The organism is Psychromonas arctica DSM 14288, assembly GCF_000482725.1.
GTDB lineage: Bacteria > Pseudomonadota > Gammaproteobacteria > Enterobacterales > Psychromonadaceae > Psychromonas > Psychromonas arctica.
The window spans coordinates 12,801-32,004 of the sequence record NZ_AXWP01000055.1 but is presented as its reverse complement, the minus strand read 5'-3'; the positions used below and the strand labels follow the sequence as shown (position 1 = coordinate 32,004).

Below are 19,204 nucleotides of genomic sequence, written 5' to 3'. Positions count from 1 at the left end.
CTGTAAGTTTCCATTATCTGCTCCGAATTTATTATTGAGCAGATATTTTTAAACAATCAGAAAATCGATACTAGGTGTGCTTCGCTAGACGCTTACCGAAAAACTGAAGTCGGATTAATAATGCACTCAGATCAAGGCGTTCAATATAGACAAACACTAAGGTTACATCAGTTTGTGGACAGAGAGACTTCACTCGTTTACTTAACACATACTCTATAGAGACGTTCAATTGATGCGTTATTCCAACAATTTCCTCCGGGCCCATGCTTTGCTTAATTCGATAGCCCCACAATAATTTTCTGTATTCTTTACTTGTATAATGACAACTCTAACCTGAATAAAACCTCCCCCTGTCGGGAGTTGTCATTATATTGTTCTTAAGGTATTAATATCATTATATAAAGCCTCTATAATATTTCAAATATTATCTACCAATTAAAACACTCTACTTCATTAAACTTAAAAACTCCGCTTTTGCTTTCTCATTAAAGCTATTTAGATCCATTTGTGTAGGTAAAATATCTCCATCCAAAAACATATTCATACCTAAAGCTAAGCCTGCAGTCGAATTATCAACTACGGTTCCATAACCTTCATTTAAGAACTGAGATGGTCCATCGATATCTGTAGAAATAATAGGGACCCCCATCAGGATAGCCTCGAAGAAAACCATAGGTAATCCTTCATAAAATGAGGGCAAAATAAATAAATCCATTCTTTTCAAAACTGGATATGGGTTTGAAATCCCCACCAACACATGAATTCTATGAGAAAACTCTGATTGTGAAACCCTATTAATAGTATCTGTGTAAAAGGGTCCATGCCCCCCCATAATATATAAATCTATATTATCGTTATCTGTTGCAACTAATTCAAAAGCCTCTATCAGTCTTATGTGCCCTTTTTCGGGTGAAAATCTTCCTATGGTAATTATTTTTTTAGTTGAAACGTTATCGAGCAGGTTTTCGATTTCTTGGGTAACTAAATTTTTTAAAGGGCTTTGAGACTTTTGATATGAAAGTTCGAAATTAATACTATTATGAACCGTCATAACTTTATTTTTAATTTCAGGTAATACCTTTATACATGGTTGATACAAGGATTCTCGGACGACTGCAATGTTATTAAAACTTTTCCATGCAGAAAAAACGGCAAAAGGTGAATAATTTGCTCTGATCGTTAGTTCTTGTTCCATATCATTATGAACAAAAATTGTTTTATTAGCATTCATATGTTTATATAAAAAACAAGGCTTCCGATCGTAACCAGTAAAGTGAATAAGCTCATCAAATTGAATATTCCCATATAACCTTTTGGCTTCCCTTTGAAAAGCAACCTTTTCTACAGACTCTGAATACTTATTTAAAAACTTACCTCGTACTCTAAAAAAAATAATTAGTTTTTCTAATGGAGTTAATAACATCTTTCCCTTATTGGGAATATAAGAAATTTCTTTTTCTAATCCAGCAATAGCCTCATAAGAGTCTTTTTTGACTAATCCCTGATTAAAATTACAAACGACTTTAATTTCATCCAAATCTAAGTTGGAGAATAAGTTTAATAAAGAGGTTGTAATCCCATTTCTTAAAAATTGGCCTGAATATATAAGGGTCAACTTGTCTCTTTTATTTATCAATTTAGTACTAGGGGCTGGCACTTTATCAATAAAATAGTTACATAACTCAAATGAAGCTCGTTCTGAATCATAAGAACAAAAGGTATTCTTAAACTCTTCAATTAAAGTATTATCAATTGAATACACTTTATTCATTTCTTCTAAAAGTATTTCTTTGCTTGAAGCTTTTACGAAGGGAATATCTTTAAAGAAATCTAAAGAGAAGCCCCTTTCAGATGTGTAATCATCATAATCATAGCTAAATAAAATTATTTTTTTATTTGCATTAGCAAAGTCGAAAAGTACACTTGAATAATCAGTTATTAACATATCAGCTTGTGATAGAAACTCATATGTTTCATACTGAGATGGAAAAGGCTTAATATTATCATAAAGAGCTAAATTGATACTTGATAATGACAATGGATGTAATTTTACATAAAGGACTTGCTTCGAAGCCAAATTATCACTTAAATAGTCTAAATTAGCCTGCAATTCTTTAGAACGAGCAAAGTTCTCTAGTTTGTTTTTACCTCCTCGCCAAGTAGGCATATAACAAAAAATAGTTTTATCATTTAGAGATAATTCTTTTTTTATATAAGAATAGTCTTTAAAAAACACCTCGTTCCGAGGGTAACCACTTAAAGTAATTTCTTTATTTTGAAGCCCATCTAACATGTATTCATACTGAATCATATCTAAAACATGTTTATTAGGAGCTAGCAAACAATCAGCTTGTATAAAATTCCTTTGAGTGTTGGAAAGAAAAACAGGATTATATTCAATACTCCTTCCCATAGCCTTTAAGGGAGTTCCATGCCAAGTGTTTAGGTATGATTGCCCTTCTTTTTTAATAAAGAATGCTTTAAAAGTAACGTCATTAACTAAAAATTTTGATGTTGCTAAATGGTAATAGTATCTAAAAGAGCAATATTCAATTACCTCTATTTTTGCGTCATGAAGAGTTTGCTTTTCTAATATATCTTTCTTATTACCTACCACATAACATTTGAAGTTTTTATATTTTTCATTCTTTAATATTTCAAGCAAAAGATAATATGGATTACCTCCAATATCGTGGCCAAGATGAGATTCAAATAAAATTGAGTGATTATTAATTGGAGCATATTTATAAAATAAAGCATATATGCATTCATTTTGAAGCCATTTGAAAGCAAACTTCAACTTATTATTCCACTTAATTATCTTTTTAGGGGATGATGCAGTCAGCATTATTAATTTATAATTTAGAAAAAGAATTGCTAACAATAAAAAATATATCATATTTTACCTATTTATATTTACTAAGAACTTCATCAACAGAGCCATCTAAAACTACTTTACCTTTATCTAGATATATCGCCCTATTGCACATATTTTTAATATCAGAATCGGAATGTGAAACAATAATAATCAATCTCGATTCTTTCATAATATCCTTCATTCGAATTTTGCACTTCTCTCTAAAATACTTATCCCCAACACTTAACACTTCGTCAATAATTAAAATATCACTGCGATATGTTGTCGCTATTGAAAAAGCTAGACGGGACACCATACCACTAGAATAAGTTTCAACAGGCTTATGAATTGAATCATCTAACTCAGAGAAATCAATTATCTCATCAATTTTATCTTCTATTTCTTTTTTGTTTTTCCCAAGCAATGCCCCCGCAAGATAGATATTATCTAACCCACTTAGTTCTTTAGCAAAAAAAGAGTTCAAGGAAAGCAAAGAACCGATGTCTAACTGTGAGTAGAACTTTCCACTAGTAGGTCTTAAAATACCAGATAAAACCTTACAGATCGTTGACTTACCTGCACCATTGCGGCCAACGATACCAACTATATCTCCTTCATAAAACTTCAAAGAAATATTACTTAACGCAGCCTCACGACTAGCATTAGAATTAGATACAACTCGCTTTCGCTCATACTTAGAAAGAAAAAGACGCTTTAAGTTAAAACTAGTACTACTAGCATACTTTAAAGTGACATCATCGAGTTCTACCACTAAATTTTTATCATGGCTCATGTTAAACATTCCTGATGATTTGAGGTGTAATCTTTTTACAAATTCGAGTTAAAACAAAGAGCCCTATAGAAGAACCAATAAGTGCATAACACATGCTTCCATACTCAACTCGGTCTGTATATATAAGCGCATTATTGTAATAAGTAATTAAGTGAGCAAATGGGTTTAGATCTGTTAAAAAACGAAAGTTTTCTGGAACACGACTTGCTGGATATATGATAGGGGTGATGTAGAACAAGATCCTTAACCCGAACCCGACAAGGAAAGCAGTGTCTCTAACAAAGACATTAAGTATCGCTAAACTTAATGATAATGCGCTAACGGCAACCATTGAAATTAAAAAACTTATAACTAACGCAAATATATCAGGAACAAAACCTAAATAAAGTAAAACACTTTGCAGGATCAAGTAAGCAAACATGAACATATAACTTTCACCAAACACCTCTGAAATAGGAAGTATTGGTAAAGGCATTTTAACTTGACTTACAATACCTTTATAACGTCGAAAAGAAGTCGTAGCGCTAGACATGCTGGAGCTCCACCACTTCCACAGCGTAACACCTACAGCGATCATAAGAAGTTGATCAGCACCACTATGGCCAAAAATAACCCCCACAACATAGCTGTATAAACCAATGAGCATCATTGGTTCGATAAACCACCAGAGGTACCCTAAAAAAGTACCTCGAATTTTGGCCTTTTTCTTTAGATGAGCCAGCGTATATAGAATATATAAATTTCTTGATATTATTTTTGTATTCAAGTTCTTATTACCTATGTATATTTCAAACATATTGTTAGACTTTTCGATTTAATCAAAGTCTTTTGGTTCAAATCGACTTATTGAGCAATCAATCGCTTAATAAGTTGTGCATTATTTTGTGTTTGGTTCTGTTGGACAACATTGAGCCAATTATTTGCTTCCTCGCGCTCTTGTGCATAATAAGAGTCATCACTTAACAAACGATCAATTTCGATTATAAATTCTTTATATGTTTTCGGTTTTGGCCCAGGAGTAGCCTCATTATACGGTATGGTAAAGCCAATTTTAGCTTTATATTCATCATAATCATAAGGTAGAAACAACATTGGTTTTTGAGTTAATAAATAATCTACATAAATACTTGAGTAATCAGTTATCAATAAATCAAACTGCACCAAAATATCATTAATATCAGTTACTTTTCCTCGTGAAAGGATATTTAAGTGCGATATGTTTTTAAGTTTAGTCGGTAGATCAGATTCAAAATTAGGATGAACTCTTACATGAAGAGTTATATTGTATTTATCCAAAAAAAGATCTAATTCCTTTGCATCAAAATCAAAAAAAGGAAATATGATGGTGTCGTCGAATGGTCGCCATGTTGGTGCATACAAAATATGTTTTCTACTTTTATCTAAACGTAATACAGTATTCGAATTAACTCCTTCATCAGTCAACGCGTCATTCCGGGCTTGCCCTGCAATAACGACCTGTTCTTTTTTTAAATTTAAACATGCTCTCCAAGTTTCAGAGAAGGCGGCAGACGTAGAAAAAAAATAATTAAAATTTTGTTTAATTAAACGGTAATACAGTGCTTTTTTCCAGTTGAGGTATTTCTCAGCACGCCCAATCCGCTTTAATGGAGCACCGTGTCCTAAGTGGAAAACAAAACGATTATAACTTTGCCAAAAACCGCCAAGAGGGGTCTCTAAAGAGGACGTAACCCATACTTTAGCTTTTAAAATAAAAAGCCGATTCTTAAAGCAGTAAGTATCAATAAAATATGGGCCAATTTCTTGGTTTAATTTATTTTTTTGCTCAATATCATTAATAACAAATCGAACATCATACTCAGGGTGATGTTTCAAAAAATACAAAAAAAGGTACTTTGAGTTATGATTAAATTCGGTATTAAACTCTGAATTAAAAATAATACGCTGTTTTGACCTACCGACAAAAAAGCCCAGCAAAGAAAAAAGCGCTCCTTTAATGAAAAGCGCTCTTCGTAGTTTTAAATAACGATTTTTATTCAAGTTGTTGCCTTGATCTAAACTAGATATTTTTAGCTATTTCAATAATTTCTGAAGTCGAAATAGAAGGTGTGCGAGGAAAATAAACAACTTCACAAATATCTGAAAACTCATCAAACTTACCTTTCCAATCATCGCCCATTGCTAAAACGTCACCACGATAGAATTCAATATATTCTCGTTTTTTTTCTAACGAATGTTCAATAAACACTTCATCAACGAATGACAAAGATTGAATTATTTTCAAACGATCTTGTTCGCTATATATAGGATTACGCTGTTTTTTACTGAAGTTCAGGGCATCACTAGAAACACCAACAATCAATATATCGCCTAAAGTTGCACAGCGCTCTAAGATATTGATATGTCCAACATGAAAAACATCAAACGTTCCAAAAGTGATCACTCTTTTTTTGTTACTCATTAATAACACCTATTACTTTAATTACGTTTAGAGCAAACTGCTCTTATTTATATATGACTTTTATTAAGTTAAAAATGCTTAATAATCATTAACCTAAACTAACTGTGTTTAAAATAAACAGACTACTTGAAGCTCTATTAATTTGAACTAAGTGTTATGCGATATACTTCAACAAGGTTAATTATATCAAATTCAAGATAACTAAAAAATAATTCAAATATAAAAACATATATTTAACCTTTTCATCAATCAGTTAATAATAATAGATGACTACTCATATTTAACGTTCGCTTGATGGTGCTCTCAACTTGCTAATATTTTTTGGATGACTCGTAGTGATGATTGACCGTCCTCATAAGGATTATACTCATCATTGAAATGCTTTAAATCTATGTTGTTCTTTTCAGTATTCAACAACAAATTCAATAACTCTTGCTGGGTTTGAGCTATAGGACCCGGCATACTTTTGTCAACATCTAAATAAGTGCCACGAATATCGTTGAGATATTTATCTTTATCATACATATAAAAAAACATGGGACGTTCAAGAACTAAGTAATCGAAAAACAAACTTGAATAATCAGTGATAATAGCATCAGCGATTAAAAGTAAGTCATTGATACGAGGATAACTTGATACATTTAAGAAAAAGCTATCTTGATGTTGTTTCACTTCAGAGAAGTAATGTCCCCTAAATAAAAATTGTACATCATCACCAAATTTTTCTTTAAATTGAGTATTATCCAATTGATTTATAGCCCTATGCTTACCCGCTGAAAAATCATCATCGCGAAAAGTAGGCGCATATAATATGACCTTTTTATTTTGTTCAATACCTAACTTTTTCTTAATATTATTTTGGTAAATAAGATCTTTTTTATATCTAGACAAATCATCATTTCTTGGATAACCAAGCTCAACAATTTGAATATCACTCACGCGAAAAGAACTCTTAAAACACTTAGATGCATATGGACTAGGAGACAAAAAATAATCACATCGCTTACTTTCCCATAAATAGGCAAAGTGCATCGCTTTTAAGCTTGAGGTTGGGTGATTCTCTACTTTGATATCTAAACCTAACTTCTTCAATGGAGTCCCATGCCAACACTGAATAACTGTCTGGCTTATTGAAGGAATTAACCTATAGGGCAACCTACAATTAATTATCCAGTATTGACTTGATGCATAAGCTTGAAAATATGATTTAGTTGCACGCACAACACATCGAGTATTTGAAATATTTTGAAGCTTTTGAAAGTCTTCATGTTTATTATCTGAAAACACCCAAATAAAATTGGCATTAGGTAGAAGCTTAGTTAACTCTAAATATAAAGCATAAGGAGAGTCAGATGCTGACTTACCTTGAAAGCTTTCAAACACAAACTGTTCAGGTTGCACTTTAACTAAAAGGTATTTTAACTTGTAGATTATGACTGTGAGTTGAATATAAAGCTGTTTAATATAAAAATCAAACGATCCTGTTTTTGCTAACAATTGTTTAACGATCATCTTAAGCTTTCTCACAAATACCTCTTTGTAAAATTAACAATGAAACTACTTATCAATAGCTTACAATTGGCAATATATTTTTAACTATTATATTTCATAAGAAAAAATATATATGGATTTATTTATAAAACATAAAAAATCAAGATAAAGTTTAACAATGCGCTTTAAATGATGTTTTATTTTGCTTATACCATATAAAAACGCTAATTATAAAGTAGCAATTCTAAATTAGGCAGGAGGTTACATTTTTACAAAATTTAATGCAAGGAATGCACCATAAAACATCAATATTAAATATATATAAGTAGGTTTCTACCACGCTACCAGCGTCATTAAGGAGTTCCCACCACAAAAAGGATAAAATCAAAAATACTCATAAAAAGGTGCAGCAGTTATTCCAATTATAATATTGCAATTAGCACTTTTGCAGATTTAAAAGTGTGCAATTAATCACGTTCATTTGTATAATTTGTTTAAACGCTCTATTTACCTATTCACTTCCGATAAAAGCTAATATTCCTATGATGAAACGTACCTTTACTGCACCATGGCATGACTACGAATTAATTGATGCAGGTAATAATCAAAAACTCGAACGTTGGGGTAACATTGTCACGATCCGCCCAGAAATGAACGCTTATTTTGAGCCCGTTTTATCTAAAAGAGAGTGGTTGGCTAAAGCGCACTTTGAATTTATTGAGAGCAGCAGCAGTGCTGGAGAGTGGAAAACATTACAAGGTGATTTAGCACATGATTGGCAAATAACCTTTAATAATATCACTATCAACCTACACCTCACTAAATTCAAACATGTTGGTTTGTTTCCAGAGCAACGTGCTAACTGGGATTATATTGCTCATCACCTTAACGCTGGCGATCGTTTTTTAAATTTATTTGCTTACACTGGCGTTGCTTCTTTAGTCGCTCGAGACAAAGGTGCAGAGGTTTTACATTGCGACTCTGTTAAGCAAATTATTAAGTGGGGCAAAGAGAACATGGAGTCTTCCGGTTTAACTGATGTGCACTGGGTATTAGAGGATGCATTGAAGTTTGCTCAACGTGAAATTAAACGCGGTAAACAATACCAAGGTTTAATCATGGATCCACCAGCATTTGGAATTGGCGCTAAAAAAGAACGCTGGAAAATTGAAAATAAATTCCCTGAACTGATAGAAGCCGCATTAGCATTACGCGCTAAAGGCGGGTTTATCATCGCCAATACCTATTCACCTCGCTTAGATGCACAACGCATTCGAGAAATAACCAATGAGCTATGTAATGGTGAAAAAGTAGAAGTAACGACATTGAGTGTAAAAAGCCAAACAGGCAAAATATTAGACTATGGATTAAGAACCGTTATTACCGGTAATTAAAAAACTGTGGCCTTTAAGATGGTAGCTTAAAGATGAAAGCTTAAGGATGCCATCTTAAATTGCTAATCCTGTATAGCGCTTACTAGCCATAAGTGCTTTTTAACTGATTCACACCAGTTGCTATGACAGCTTATTGAATACAGCCCTCTACTCCTAATTCTTCATTAAGAAGAGAACACGCGACTCATTACCTTAATTCGCTTTACCGATAAGCAATAAAGTTATTAATATTCTCAATAACGATAATAATGATATTCATTTCCATTCGCATTAGTGCTACATTATTAATAAGTACGATCAATAATGAGGTGACGAATGGATAATAAAAAAGCATTCAAAGCACTAACGGATAAAATTAAAGAGCTTCAACGCAATCAATATCGGCAACAACAGGCACCGCAACAATATCAACAAAATAAATATCAACATCTGAAGCCGAGTTTGTCTTTTACAAATGATTTTAATACCGCGGACTTATCTTCTGCTTATATCCCGTACAAATCGGTAGCATGTAAAAAATGTCCGGCATTGTCTAATGGGCTTTGTAAATGTGCATTGAAACAGATGCACAAAGTCGCGTGACCTCAAAAAGTAGATGTTGAAATTATTTAATATTCGGAAAGTTTTGTCTATGCTGATAGTCGGTAAGTGGTTGCCTGAGAAAGGCTATAACTCCTTATCCCAGTTGATCTTTTCTTAAAACTCTACCCTTTTAACAATAACAGCAATTCAAATGCACTCACCCCAATAAAAATAAATGCCAAGTATTGCCAAAATTTAACAGGATCGCGTTCTAATAACGTTTTCTTAGGTTCTGCCAACTGCTGCTTTTTTTGAACATGACTGAGCTCAGCGACAAACTCACTCATACTGCTATAGCGTTTTAATGGGTCGGGATGTAATGCTTTTTGCAAAACATGATCTAATCGATTTGATAGCTCTGGTCGATGCATTTTAATGGGTTGATAAACCCAACTATATTGCCTTGCTCTGTCTAACGATTGTCCTTGATTACCGGGATACGGCAGATGGCTAGCTAATAATTCATAGGCAATAACCGCAATGGAAAATAGATCAGATAATGATGAGCTTTGCCCCTCATTTAAGTATTCAGGGGCAATATAATCAACCGCTCCTAGCGGCTCTTCTTGCTGTTCTTTTTCTATCTCTTCAAAACCGTTGACTTTAACCGTACCAAAGTCAATGAGCTTCACTTCCCCTTGCTCAGAAATCATAATATTTTCAGGCTTTAAATCACGATGCACCATCCCTGCTCGCTGCAACACTCGCACCGCATTAACCACTTTTGTGACAATCACATAAGCTTGGTGCTGCTCTATGATAGGATTTTTTTGCATCCACTCTCTTAAAGAGATCCCTTCTACCAGCTCACAAATATGGTACAAAAAAACAGAGTTTTTAATATTACTCGCAATCGACATAATCGCAGGATGCTTAATAGACTGCCCTACCCACTGCTCTTTGTAAAAACCTAACAGATAATTTAAATCTTCTTCGAAGTTGAGCGACGGCATTTTAAGCACTATGGATTTTTTTGTACTCTTATCGGTAGCAAGATAGACATGGCTGCGTACCCCTTGATGCAAAATTTTATCAATATGAAAACAATCAATTTCATTTCCTACTTGTAATGCAGGAGGAATGATCAAACTATTTAAATGTGTAAATAACTCAGTTAAATCCGCACGAGGTAACGACGTGATCTTGACTAATAAACAACTAATATTATCGCTACTGCCTTGTGCTAAGGCATCATCACAAATTATTTGCGCAAGCTGCTCAAAGGCTTTGGTATCAGCGTCATTACTTAAGGTATTTAAGTAGCCGCTAAGGGAACTGTTATCTAAATAATCATGCACACCATCGCTACACAACATAAACAAGTCTTCAACTTGAAGTGGAATTGCTTGATAGTCGATGTCAATGTGGCAATCCATCCCTAGTGCACGCGTTAATACCGGATTCTGTTTATAAACCGCTCTACTGTGATCATGGGATAACTGTTTTAATTTTTGAGCGCGAAAACGATAAATACGGCTATCGCCGATATGTAATAAATGCGCAGTATTAGATTTTATGACAACACTACTAAATGTAGTGATCAAGCCATTATGACGAAGATCGTCTTGATTGTGTTGGTATAACCAACTGTTGAGTGAATTGAGGACTTTACTTGCAGATTCTTTTACATCCCAGTTTTTATTGGTGCTGTAATAGTCACTAATAAACTGAGTAACACTAGTATGGCTAGCTTGTTGGCCTTTGTTACTGCAACTCACACCATCAGCAACACACGCAACAATACCTTTGGTAGTTTTTTCTAAGGCTGAATAAGGATCTTTAACTGCAAAAGCATCTTGATTGACCGAACGCTTTCCGGCCGTTGAATAACCACCGATACACACTTTCAACTTTGGTGTTGATTGACTCTTATTCATGCAGATTGTTACCTTACCGACTTACTGTGATTGCTACAATATGGCAGTGACAAAAGCCACTGCCATAAAATGATTAGTGACTCCCAACATCAATAAGCGTCACACTACCATCTTCATTGACTTCTGCAATCTTGCCTTTAGGTTCAGTCATAAACAATAATGTCACAAGACCGATAAATGCAGTCACTGCAATCACGTAGAAAAATGTTTGGTAATCAACAAAAGATAAGATAGTTAAGTAGACAACCGCACCCACATTACCATAAGCGCCTGTCATACCTGCAATTTGTCCTGTCATACGACGTTTAATTAGTGGCACAGTCGCAAATACAGCACCTTCACCCGCTTGCACGAAGAAAGAACATAACATAGCAGCTGCAACCGCTACCCATAATGTCCAACCACCGTTGATTTGTGCCATTAATAAGTAACCTAGTGCTAAACCTGCCGTCAGGATAATCAGAGTCGATTTACGACCAAATCTATCTGAAAGCCAACCACCACCGGGACGAGATGCTAAGTTCATGAAGGCATAAGCAGAGGCCACCATACCAGCAACAACCGGTGTTAATTCAAAGGTTTCTAGGAAGAACAAAGGTAGCATTGAAACAACGGCTAATTCAGAACCAAAAGTAGCAAAATAAAGAATATTTAATACCGCAACTTGTTTGAATTTATACTGATGTAATTCAGGTACAGGTGTTGTAAAGATTGATTTATTAACTTTCCATACTTGTGACCATTCATACAGGTATAAAGCTAATAATAAACCGTAAATAGTATAGCAAACAGTGTCAGTGATCATACCCACATTAGAAGGTGAAAGCTTCCAAGCTAATAATGCTAATGCAGCATACATAGGGATTTTCATCAGTAATAATAAGAAGAAATCACCTTTAGAAGTCACTTCCATTGCAGTTAAATTAGCAGGTTTAAAGTATGTCGCCCCTTTTGGGGTGTCTGTTACGTTTGCATAAAAGATAAAACCAAACACTAAGCTTAATAGACCAGTAACAGCCATTGCATAGCGCCATCCGTCATCACCACCGAATAATAAAGCGATCGTTGGTAATGAGAACGCAGCAGCCGCACTACCAAAGTTACCCCAACCACCATAAATACCTTCAGCAGTACCTAGCTCATTATGTGGGAACCATTCAGAGACCAAACGAATACCAACAACAAAACCTGCACCAATGAAACCTAGTGCAAAACGCGATATGGCCGCTTGCATAAAGTTTTCTGAAAAAGCGAAAGTGAAACAAGGAATTGAACATAGGATTAATAACGCTGAATAGACAATTCTTGGCCCATATTTATCTGTTAGAGAACCAATAATGACACGGGCAGGAATAGTGATTGCAACGTTAAGGATCAATAGTGTTTTGATTTCTTCACTACTTAATCCAAGGGTTTCTTTTACTGCATGCAATAAAGGAGCGAAGTTAAACCAAACTGCAAAAGTGATGAAAAAGGCCATCCAACTTAAATGCAGTGTTTTCATTTTTCCCTGAAAAGAAAAAATATTAAAATTACTCTTACTCATATATATCCTGTCTGTCTTATGCAAAAGCTTAATGCAACATTAAGCTTATTAACGTTAACTTATTAACTATAAAAGGTTCGCTTAGCTGGCTTCTTTAAGCTGAATATGATCGTTTTCAATGCGAACGTTAAAGGTTTTAAGTTTATGTTCTTCAGAATCTAAACATTCACCCGTCACTAAGTTAAAACGTTGTTTATACAAAGGTGATGCGACATAAGTGATGTCTGCTGTTGAACCTATGATGCCGCGCGATAACACGTTTGCTTCACCGAATGGGTCAAAGTTATCAACGGCATAAACACTGTTACTTTGTTTACATAAGAATATTGCAACTTGTTGTTGATTAAATAGAGCGCAAATACCTGCATCAGGTGTTAAGTCATTGAGAGGACAGATATCCGTCCATGTTGTATCGTTTGATTTAGCTTCCATGTTTTGCATCCTATTAGCTTAACTCTTTGATTAAAATTTCTTTCTTAGAAGCAGGGAAACGTTGTTCCCTCTCAACTTTGAAAGCAAGGCCAGTATCGGCTTCAGTACTATTGATATAGTGTTTGAAACGTTTTAGTTTTTCTGGATCTTCAATCGTTGTTTTCCACTCACATTGGTAGTTCTCAATGTTAGTTTCCATTTCAGCTTCTAATTCAGTCGCAATATTAAGAGAATCGTTAATTACAACCTCTCTTAAGTATTCAATCCCACCTTCCATATTCTCTAACCACACTGAAGTACGTTGTAGACGATCTGCCGTACGAATGTAGAACATATAGATGCGATCCACATAAGTGCGTAATTGCTCATCGCTTAAATCAGAAGCAAATAAATCACCATGGCGAGGGCGCATTCCTCCATTACCGCCAACATATAAGTTCCAACCGCTATCCGTTGCAATTAATCCAAAGTCTTTACCTTGTGCTTCTGCACATTCACGGGTACAACCAGAGACACCGAATTTAACTTTATGAGGAGAACGTAAACCTTTGTAACGATTTTCAAGATCAATCGCGAAACCGATACTGTTTTTAAGCCCGTAACGACACCAAGTACTACCAACACAAGATTTAACGGTACGTAACGACTTGCCGTATGCATGTCCTGTTTCAAAACCTGCATCAACTAACTTTTTCCAAATAGCCGGTAATTCATGCAACTGCGCACCAAATAGGTCAACACGCGCACCGCCGGTAATTTTGGTGTAAAGGTCAAACTCTTTAGCGACTTGCCCGATAACAATCAAACCATCGGGTGTTATTTCACCACCAGGAATACGAGGCACAACGGAATAGGTACCATCTTTTTGCATATTGCCAAGGTAGTTATCATTAGTATCCTGTAAGCCTATGTGCTCATCTTCTAATACATAAGCATTCCAGTAAGACGCTAAAATACTCGCTACTGCGGGTTTACAAATTTCACAACCAATGCCACTTCCACACTCAGCGAGTAAAGCTGAAAATGTTTTAATTTTTTTAACACGGATAATGTCAGCTAGTTCTTGGCGTGAATAAGCAAAATGCTCACAGATATCTTTTTTAACTTCAAAACCAAGGTTTGATAATTCGTTATCTAACACTTGTTTAGCGAGGGCAGAACAACCACCACAACCTGTGGTCGCTTTAGTCGACGCTTTTAGCTCCCCCATGCTGCAACAACCTGCTACAACCGCATTTTTGATGTCTCCTTTAGACACATCAAAACATGAACAAATAGCAGCCGTATCAGGTAACGCATCAACGCCCATCCCCGCAGCTTCTTCACCACCAGACGAGGGTAAAATAAGCACACTTGGGTTAGCAGGCAGCTTCATATCATTTAGTTTTAATTGTAATAACGTGCCGTAAGCTTCAACATCCCCTACTAATACCGCACCAACCATTTTTGTGCCGTCAGCTGAAACAATTAAACGCTTGTAAACTTGTTCAATTTCATCGTGATAAGTGTATGACTGTGCACCTGGTGTTTTGCCGTGTACTTCACCAATACTGGCTACATCGATACCTAACAATTTCAATTTAGTGCTCATATCTGCACCGGTAAATTCAGAGTCTGAATCTCCATGCATGTGTGCAGCAGCTACTTTTGCCATTTGGTAACCAGGCGCTACTAGACCGAATATAAAGTTTTCCCATAACGCACATTCACCAATCGCGTAAACATCTTCAACACCTGTTTCACAATGGTTGTTAATAACGATACCGCCACGCTCACCAATGGGAATACCAGTTTTACGAGCGAGTTCATCTTGAGGGCGAATACCCGCAGAAAAGATGATCATGTCGGTTTCTAAATGCGAACCATCAGCAAAGTTCATTCTGTAACGCGAGGTTGTACCTGCAACGATTTCTGTGGTCGCTTTTTCAGTATGTACGTGTACACCTAAGCCTTCGATTTTGCGTTTTAATAATGCACCGCCGCCATCATCTAACTGAACAGCCATTAAACGTGGTGCGAATTCAACAATATGTGTTTCAACACCTAAATTAACCAATGCGTTGCCCGCTTCAAGCCCTAATAAACCGCCACCAATAACAACACCTGTTTTGCTGGTTTCACCGGATTGGGTGATTGCTTCTAAATCATCGATGGTACGATATACATGACAATGCTCTTGGTCATTGCCTGGAATAGGTGGAACAAATGGGTAAGAACCCGTCGCTAATACTAATTTATCGTAGCTTTCAACGCGGCCACTTGCCGTAATAACATTTCTGTTATCAAAGTCTAAATCAACAACTTTATCGTTAAGGACAAATTTGATGCCATTTTCTTCGTAATAGGCAGCATCTGTTAATGCAAGGTCTTCGGCTGTTTTGCCTGAAAAGAAATAACTTAATTGGACACGGTCATATGCAAGGCGGGACTCTTCAGAAAAAGTAATCACCTCATATTTGGACTCATCAGTACCGATAATGGTATCGATAAACTTATGGCCTACCATGCCGTTTCCAACCACAACAATGCGCTGTTTACTCATAATTGTTACTTCCTTTAACTTCTATTTTGTAGTGTTAACTTATTGCTTATGTACATAAGCTGTAGATATAAGCATCTGAAGTAACCTTTGCAAAGGCGAGGCCAATTACAGAAATCTAAAAAACAAAAATTATTAACTATATAATTTCAATTAGTTACGATTAAAAACAAGGAAAGTATTAATTTTTTGATAGTGTTTTTGATGTTTCATTGTTAAATAAATGTGAACAAACAGTGCAAGATGCGCTTTTTTGGTGCGTTTTTCGCAAGAGAAATCATAAGGCCTTTTTTATTTGCGCCATCAAAGTACAACTGAATATCTCTTAGCTATTGATTTTAAAGTTAAAAGCTAGCTTTTTGACGTTCATTTAAAAATTACCACATAGTTGGTGTGCTCTTTGCTCTATATATAGGTATAGATATAGATATTCAAAGAGTAGAGAGAACAACATGACCCAAGAAAAGAGCTTATGGACTAAATCAACCTGTGCATATTGTGGTGTGGGCTGTGGCATTGAAGCAAGTATCGGTGCTAAAGGTGAATTAAGCATTCGCGGCGATCAATCACACCCAGCTAACTACGGAAACCTCTGTTCTAAAGGATTAGCGCTAGGTGAAACCGTGAGTCATGAAGGTCGACTATTGCACCCTTCAATTGATGGTATTGAAACTGACTGGCCTAAAGCATTACAACATGTTGCTTCAAAATTCTCACAAGCGATTGAAGAATATGGTCCAGATTCAGTGGCTTTTTATGTATCTGGGCAACTCCTGACTGAAGATTATTATGTTGCGAATAAACTGATGAAAGGGTTTATTGGCAGCGGTAACATCGATACCAATTCACGACTATGTATGTCATCAAGTGTTGTTGGTCATAAGCGTGCTTTTGGTAGTGATACTGTGCCCGGTTGTTATGAAGATCTTGATACGGCGGAATTAGTTATTATCACAGGGTCCAACCTTGCATGGTGTCATCCCGTTTTATTTCAACGCTTGAAAGCTGAAAAAGCCAAGCGTGACAATCTATTTATTGTGGTTATCGATCCACGTGAAACAGATACCTGTTCGATTGCAGATTTGCATTTAGCTATTCAACCAGAAACTGACGTTGCATTATTTAATGGCTTATTGACTTACCTCGTTGACCATAAAAAAATTGATAATGACTATATTCAGCAACATAGTGAAGGATTTGAAGCGGCACTTAAAAGTGCCCAAGAAGATACGCCAAACATTACTCAATTAGCGACCAACTTAGCGCTAAATAAACAAGACTTAATCGTATTTTTCGAGCACTTTGCTAAGACCAAAAAAACACTGACTGTTTACTCTCAAGGTGTAAACCAATCAACGCAAGGCAGTAATAAAGTAAACAGTATTATTAACTGCCATATTGCCACTGGCCGAATAGGCAACCCCGGCATGGGCCCTTTCTCAATCACAGGGCAACCCAATGCAATGGGAGGCCGAGAAGTGGGCGGGCTTGCGAATACCTTGGCAGCACATATGGAATTTGGCGACCAAAAAGCCAATCAACTAATCAGTGATTTCTGGGAAACAGATCAACTAGCCACCAGCCCAGGATTAAAAGCCGTCGACCTATTTGAAGCAATGAATGAAGGCAAAATAAAAGCAGTTTGGATCATGGCAACCAACCCTGTAGTGAGCTTACCTAATAGTAATAAAATTATTGAAGCCTTAAAAAAATGCCCAACGGTTATTGTGTCAGATTGCATGGCTGAAACAGCAACAACACAGTACGCAGATGTATTGTTACCAGCGCAAGGTTGGAGTGAAAAGTCAGGCACCGTCACCAACTCTGAAAGACGCATTTCAAGACAACGCCGTTTATTACCGAGCCCAGGTGTTGCCAAACCGGATTGGTGGATTATTACTGAAGTGGCGAAGAAAATGGGGTTTGCAAAGGCATTTAACTTTCTTCATGAGGGAGAAGTTTTCTCTGAGTTTACAAAAATGACCACGTTAGACAATGAAGATGGTTTATCACGTGACCTTAATTTAATTGGATTAACAACGTTAGATGCAAAGGGATATAGCCAATTAACACCTCAACAATGGCCAGTCACTGAATTACAAACAGAAAATATACATCAACGCTTATTTGCTGATAAACAATTTTTCACCGCTTCTAAGAAAGCCCAATTTATTGCAGTTTCACAGTTAGCAACGAGCATTAATGTAAAAAGCGAACCGCCTAAACAATCTCAATACCCTTTAATCTTAAATAGTGGCCGTATTCGAGACCATTGGCATACGATGACTCGCACCGGTTTATCAAGCCGATTAGGGGCACATATAACAGAACCTTTTGTTGCAATACACCCAAATGATGCAGAAAAATTACAGATAAAAGATAACAATTTGGTGGCGATCAATAGCCCTCAAGGTGCAATGTTAGTGAGAGCTTTACTCACTAAGCAACAAAATATAGGGCAAATTTTTACGCCAATTCACTGGAATAGTCAAACGGCTAAAAGCGCTAATATTTGTAATTTAGTCAGTGATGATAACGACCCTATTTCTGGACAACCAGGTTTTAAATCCACTCAAGTGAATGTTAAAAAATGGCATTATCGTAGTGAAGCAATGTTGTTAACTCGTGAGCCTTTAGTCCTTAATGAGTTTGATTATTGGGTAAAACAGAAAGTTGAAAAAGGTTACTTATACCGTATTGCAGATAATCGTTCACCTATAGTGTTAGCTGAAAAATTACAAAGCCTGTTAAATAATAAACAAGGTAAAACACTGCAATTTTCAAGTACTGATCAATCCCAACAGGCTATTCATCGTTATGCTTTTGTACAAAATGCACAACTTAATAATGCTTATATTACCTCTGAACAGCTCACCACACAGTCACTAGACTGGCTGCAAAGCGTATTAGATTTACCTCTTGATAGTAGTATAGAACTCACTTTAATTTCAGGTATTGTTGAAGGGAAATTAGCACAAGGTAAAATAATTTGTGCTTGTAAACAAGTCGGCATCAACACTATTACTGACGCGATTTTAGAAGAAGGTTGTCAAACACTTGATAGCATAAAACAATGCACTGGTGCAGGAACAGGTTGTGGTAGCTGTTTACCTGAAGTAGAAAGTATTTTGGCCGATAAATTGGTTGTGACAACACAGCACATTGAAGTTGAGGAGTTTGTTGCTTAATTATTTTTTTATATGCAGTACAAATTAATCAAGGCTAATAGCACATTTTAGTATTTATTAAGCCT

At 35.7% G+C, this 19,204-nt stretch carries 13 protein-coding genes; 3 read left to right on the top strand and 10 right to left on the bottom strand.

All coding sequences use genetic code 11. The annotated features are described in order from the left end of the window. Positions 1–445: 445 nt before the first annotated feature. From H592_RS0108580 to H592_RS0108555, 6 genes are all read right to left on the bottom strand, one after another. Positions 446–2,899, bottom strand: a complete 2,454-nt coding sequence (locus H592_RS0108580; protein ID WP_028868417.1) for a glycosyltransferase — start codon at positions 2,897–2,899, stop codon at positions 446–448. Between the two features lie 7 nt (positions 2,900–2,906). Continuing rightward, a complete protein-coding gene (locus tag H592_RS0108575) occupies positions 2,907–3,650 on the bottom strand; it encodes an ABC transporter ATP-binding protein (protein ID WP_037071357.1) in 744 nt (247 codons plus the stop codon). A gap of 1 nt (position 3,651) precedes the next feature. Continuing rightward, a complete protein-coding gene (locus H592_RS0108570; protein WP_028868415.1) occupies positions 3,652–4,416 on the bottom strand; it encodes an ABC transporter permease in 765 nt (254 codons plus the stop codon). A 77-nt stretch (positions 4,417–4,493) separates the two neighbouring features. Continuing rightward, a complete protein-coding gene (locus H592_RS23245; protein WP_028868414.1) occupies positions 4,494–5,669 on the bottom strand; it encodes a CDP-glycerol glycerophosphotransferase family protein in 1,176 nt (391 codons plus the stop codon). 19 nt (positions 5,670–5,688) lie between these two features. Then, complete coding sequence (locus H592_RS0108560) at positions 5,689–6,090, bottom strand: FAD synthase family protein (protein ID WP_037071354.1); 402 nt, start codon at positions 6,088–6,090, stop codon at positions 5,689–5,691. A 303-nt stretch (positions 6,091–6,393) separates the two neighbouring features. Next, positions 6,394–7,617, bottom strand: a complete 1,224-nt coding sequence (locus tag H592_RS0108555) for a CDP-glycerol glycerophosphotransferase family protein (protein WP_028868412.1) — start codon at positions 7,615–7,617, stop codon at positions 6,394–6,396. A 506-nt stretch (positions 7,618–8,123) separates the two neighbouring features. Here H592_RS0108555 and H592_RS0108550 point away from each other — a divergent pair. Together H592_RS0108550 and H592_RS0108545 are read left to right on the top strand one after the other, a co-directional pair. Further along, entirely contained in the window at positions 8,124–8,975 is an 852-nt protein-coding gene (locus tag H592_RS0108550; RefSeq protein ID WP_028868411.1) for a class I SAM-dependent methyltransferase, read from the top strand. Between the two features lie 315 nt (positions 8,976–9,290). Beyond that, positions 9,291–9,557 (top strand): hypothetical protein, encoded by a 267-nt coding sequence (locus H592_RS0108545; RefSeq protein ID WP_028868410.1) that lies wholly within the window; start codon positions 9,291–9,293, stop codon positions 9,555–9,557. A gap of 122 nt (positions 9,558–9,679) precedes the next feature. Here the strand turns inward: H592_RS0108545 and H592_RS0108540 are convergent, their stop codons facing one another. The 4 genes from H592_RS0108540 to nirB all read right to left on the bottom strand — a co-directional run bounded on the left by H592_RS0108540 (position 9,680) and on the right by nirB (position 15,954). After that, positions 9,680–11,434 (bottom strand): bifunctional protein-serine/threonine kinase/phosphatase, encoded by a 1,755-nt coding sequence (locus tag H592_RS0108540; RefSeq protein WP_028868409.1) that lies wholly within the window; start codon positions 11,432–11,434, stop codon positions 9,680–9,682. Between the two features lie 73 nt (positions 11,435–11,507). After that, positions 11,508–12,980 carry a NarK family nitrate/nitrite MFS transporter gene (locus H592_RS0108535; RefSeq protein ID WP_028868408.1) on the bottom strand — a complete coding sequence of 491 codons (1,473 nt, stop codon included), beginning with the start codon at positions 12,978–12,980 and terminating at the stop codon, positions 11,508–11,510. A gap of 81 nt (positions 12,981–13,061) precedes the next feature. After that, positions 13,062–13,412, bottom strand: a complete 351-nt coding sequence (gene nirD, locus H592_RS0108530; RefSeq protein ID WP_028868407.1) for a nitrite reductase small subunit NirD — start codon at positions 13,410–13,412, stop codon at positions 13,062–13,064. 13 nt (positions 13,413–13,425) lie between these two features. Beyond that, positions 13,426–15,954: a nitrite reductase large subunit NirB gene (gene nirB / locus H592_RS0108525; RefSeq protein WP_028868406.1), complete on the bottom strand. Its 2,529-nt coding sequence runs from the start codon at positions 15,952–15,954 to the stop codon at positions 13,426–13,428. Positions 15,955–16,403: 449 nt separating this feature from the next. Here nirB and H592_RS0108520 point away from each other — a divergent pair, with 449 nt between their 5' ends. After that, positions 16,404–19,139 carry a nitrate reductase gene (locus H592_RS0108520; RefSeq protein WP_028868405.1) on the top strand — a complete coding sequence of 912 codons (2,736 nt, stop codon included), beginning with the start codon at positions 16,404–16,406 and terminating at the stop codon, positions 19,137–19,139. Positions 19,140–19,204 lie beyond the last annotated feature (65 nt).

Excerpts from the sequence above, each read along its gene's own strand:
- H592_RS0108540 (WP_028868409.1), bottom strand. The coding sequence starts at position 11,434 with ATGAATAAGAGTCAATCAACACCAAAGTTGAAAGTGTGTATCGGTGGT.
- H592_RS0108580 (WP_028868417.1), bottom strand. The coding sequence starts at position 2,899 with ATGATATATTTTTTATTGTTAGCAATTCTTTTTCTAAATTATAAATTA.
- H592_RS0108520 (WP_028868405.1), top strand. The coding sequence starts at position 16,404 with ATGACCCAAGAAAAGAGCTTATGGACTAAATCAACCTGTGCATATTGT.
- nirB (WP_028868406.1), bottom strand. The coding sequence starts at position 15,954 with ATGAGTAAACAGCGCATTGTTGTGGTTGGAAACGGCATGGTAGGCCAT.
- nirD (WP_028868407.1), bottom strand. The coding sequence starts at position 13,412 with ATGGAAGCTAAATCAAACGATACAACATGGACGGATATCTGTCCTCTC.
- H592_RS0108550 (WP_028868411.1), top strand. The coding sequence starts at position 8,124 with ATGATGAAACGTACCTTTACTGCACCATGGCATGACTACGAATTAATT.
- H592_RS0108560 (WP_037071354.1), bottom strand. The coding sequence starts at position 6,090 with ATGAGTAACAAAAAAAGAGTGATCACTTTTGGAACGTTTGATGTTTTT.
- H592_RS0108535 (WP_028868408.1), bottom strand. The coding sequence starts at position 12,980 with ATGAGTAAGAGTAATTTTAATATTTTTTCTTTTCAGGGAAAAATGAAA.
- H592_RS0108545 (WP_028868410.1), top strand. The coding sequence starts at position 9,291 with ATGGATAATAAAAAAGCATTCAAAGCACTAACGGATAAAATTAAAGAG.
- H592_RS0108575 (WP_037071357.1), bottom strand. The coding sequence starts at position 3,650 with ATGAGCCATGATAAAAATTTAGTGGTAGAACTCGATGATGTCACTTTA.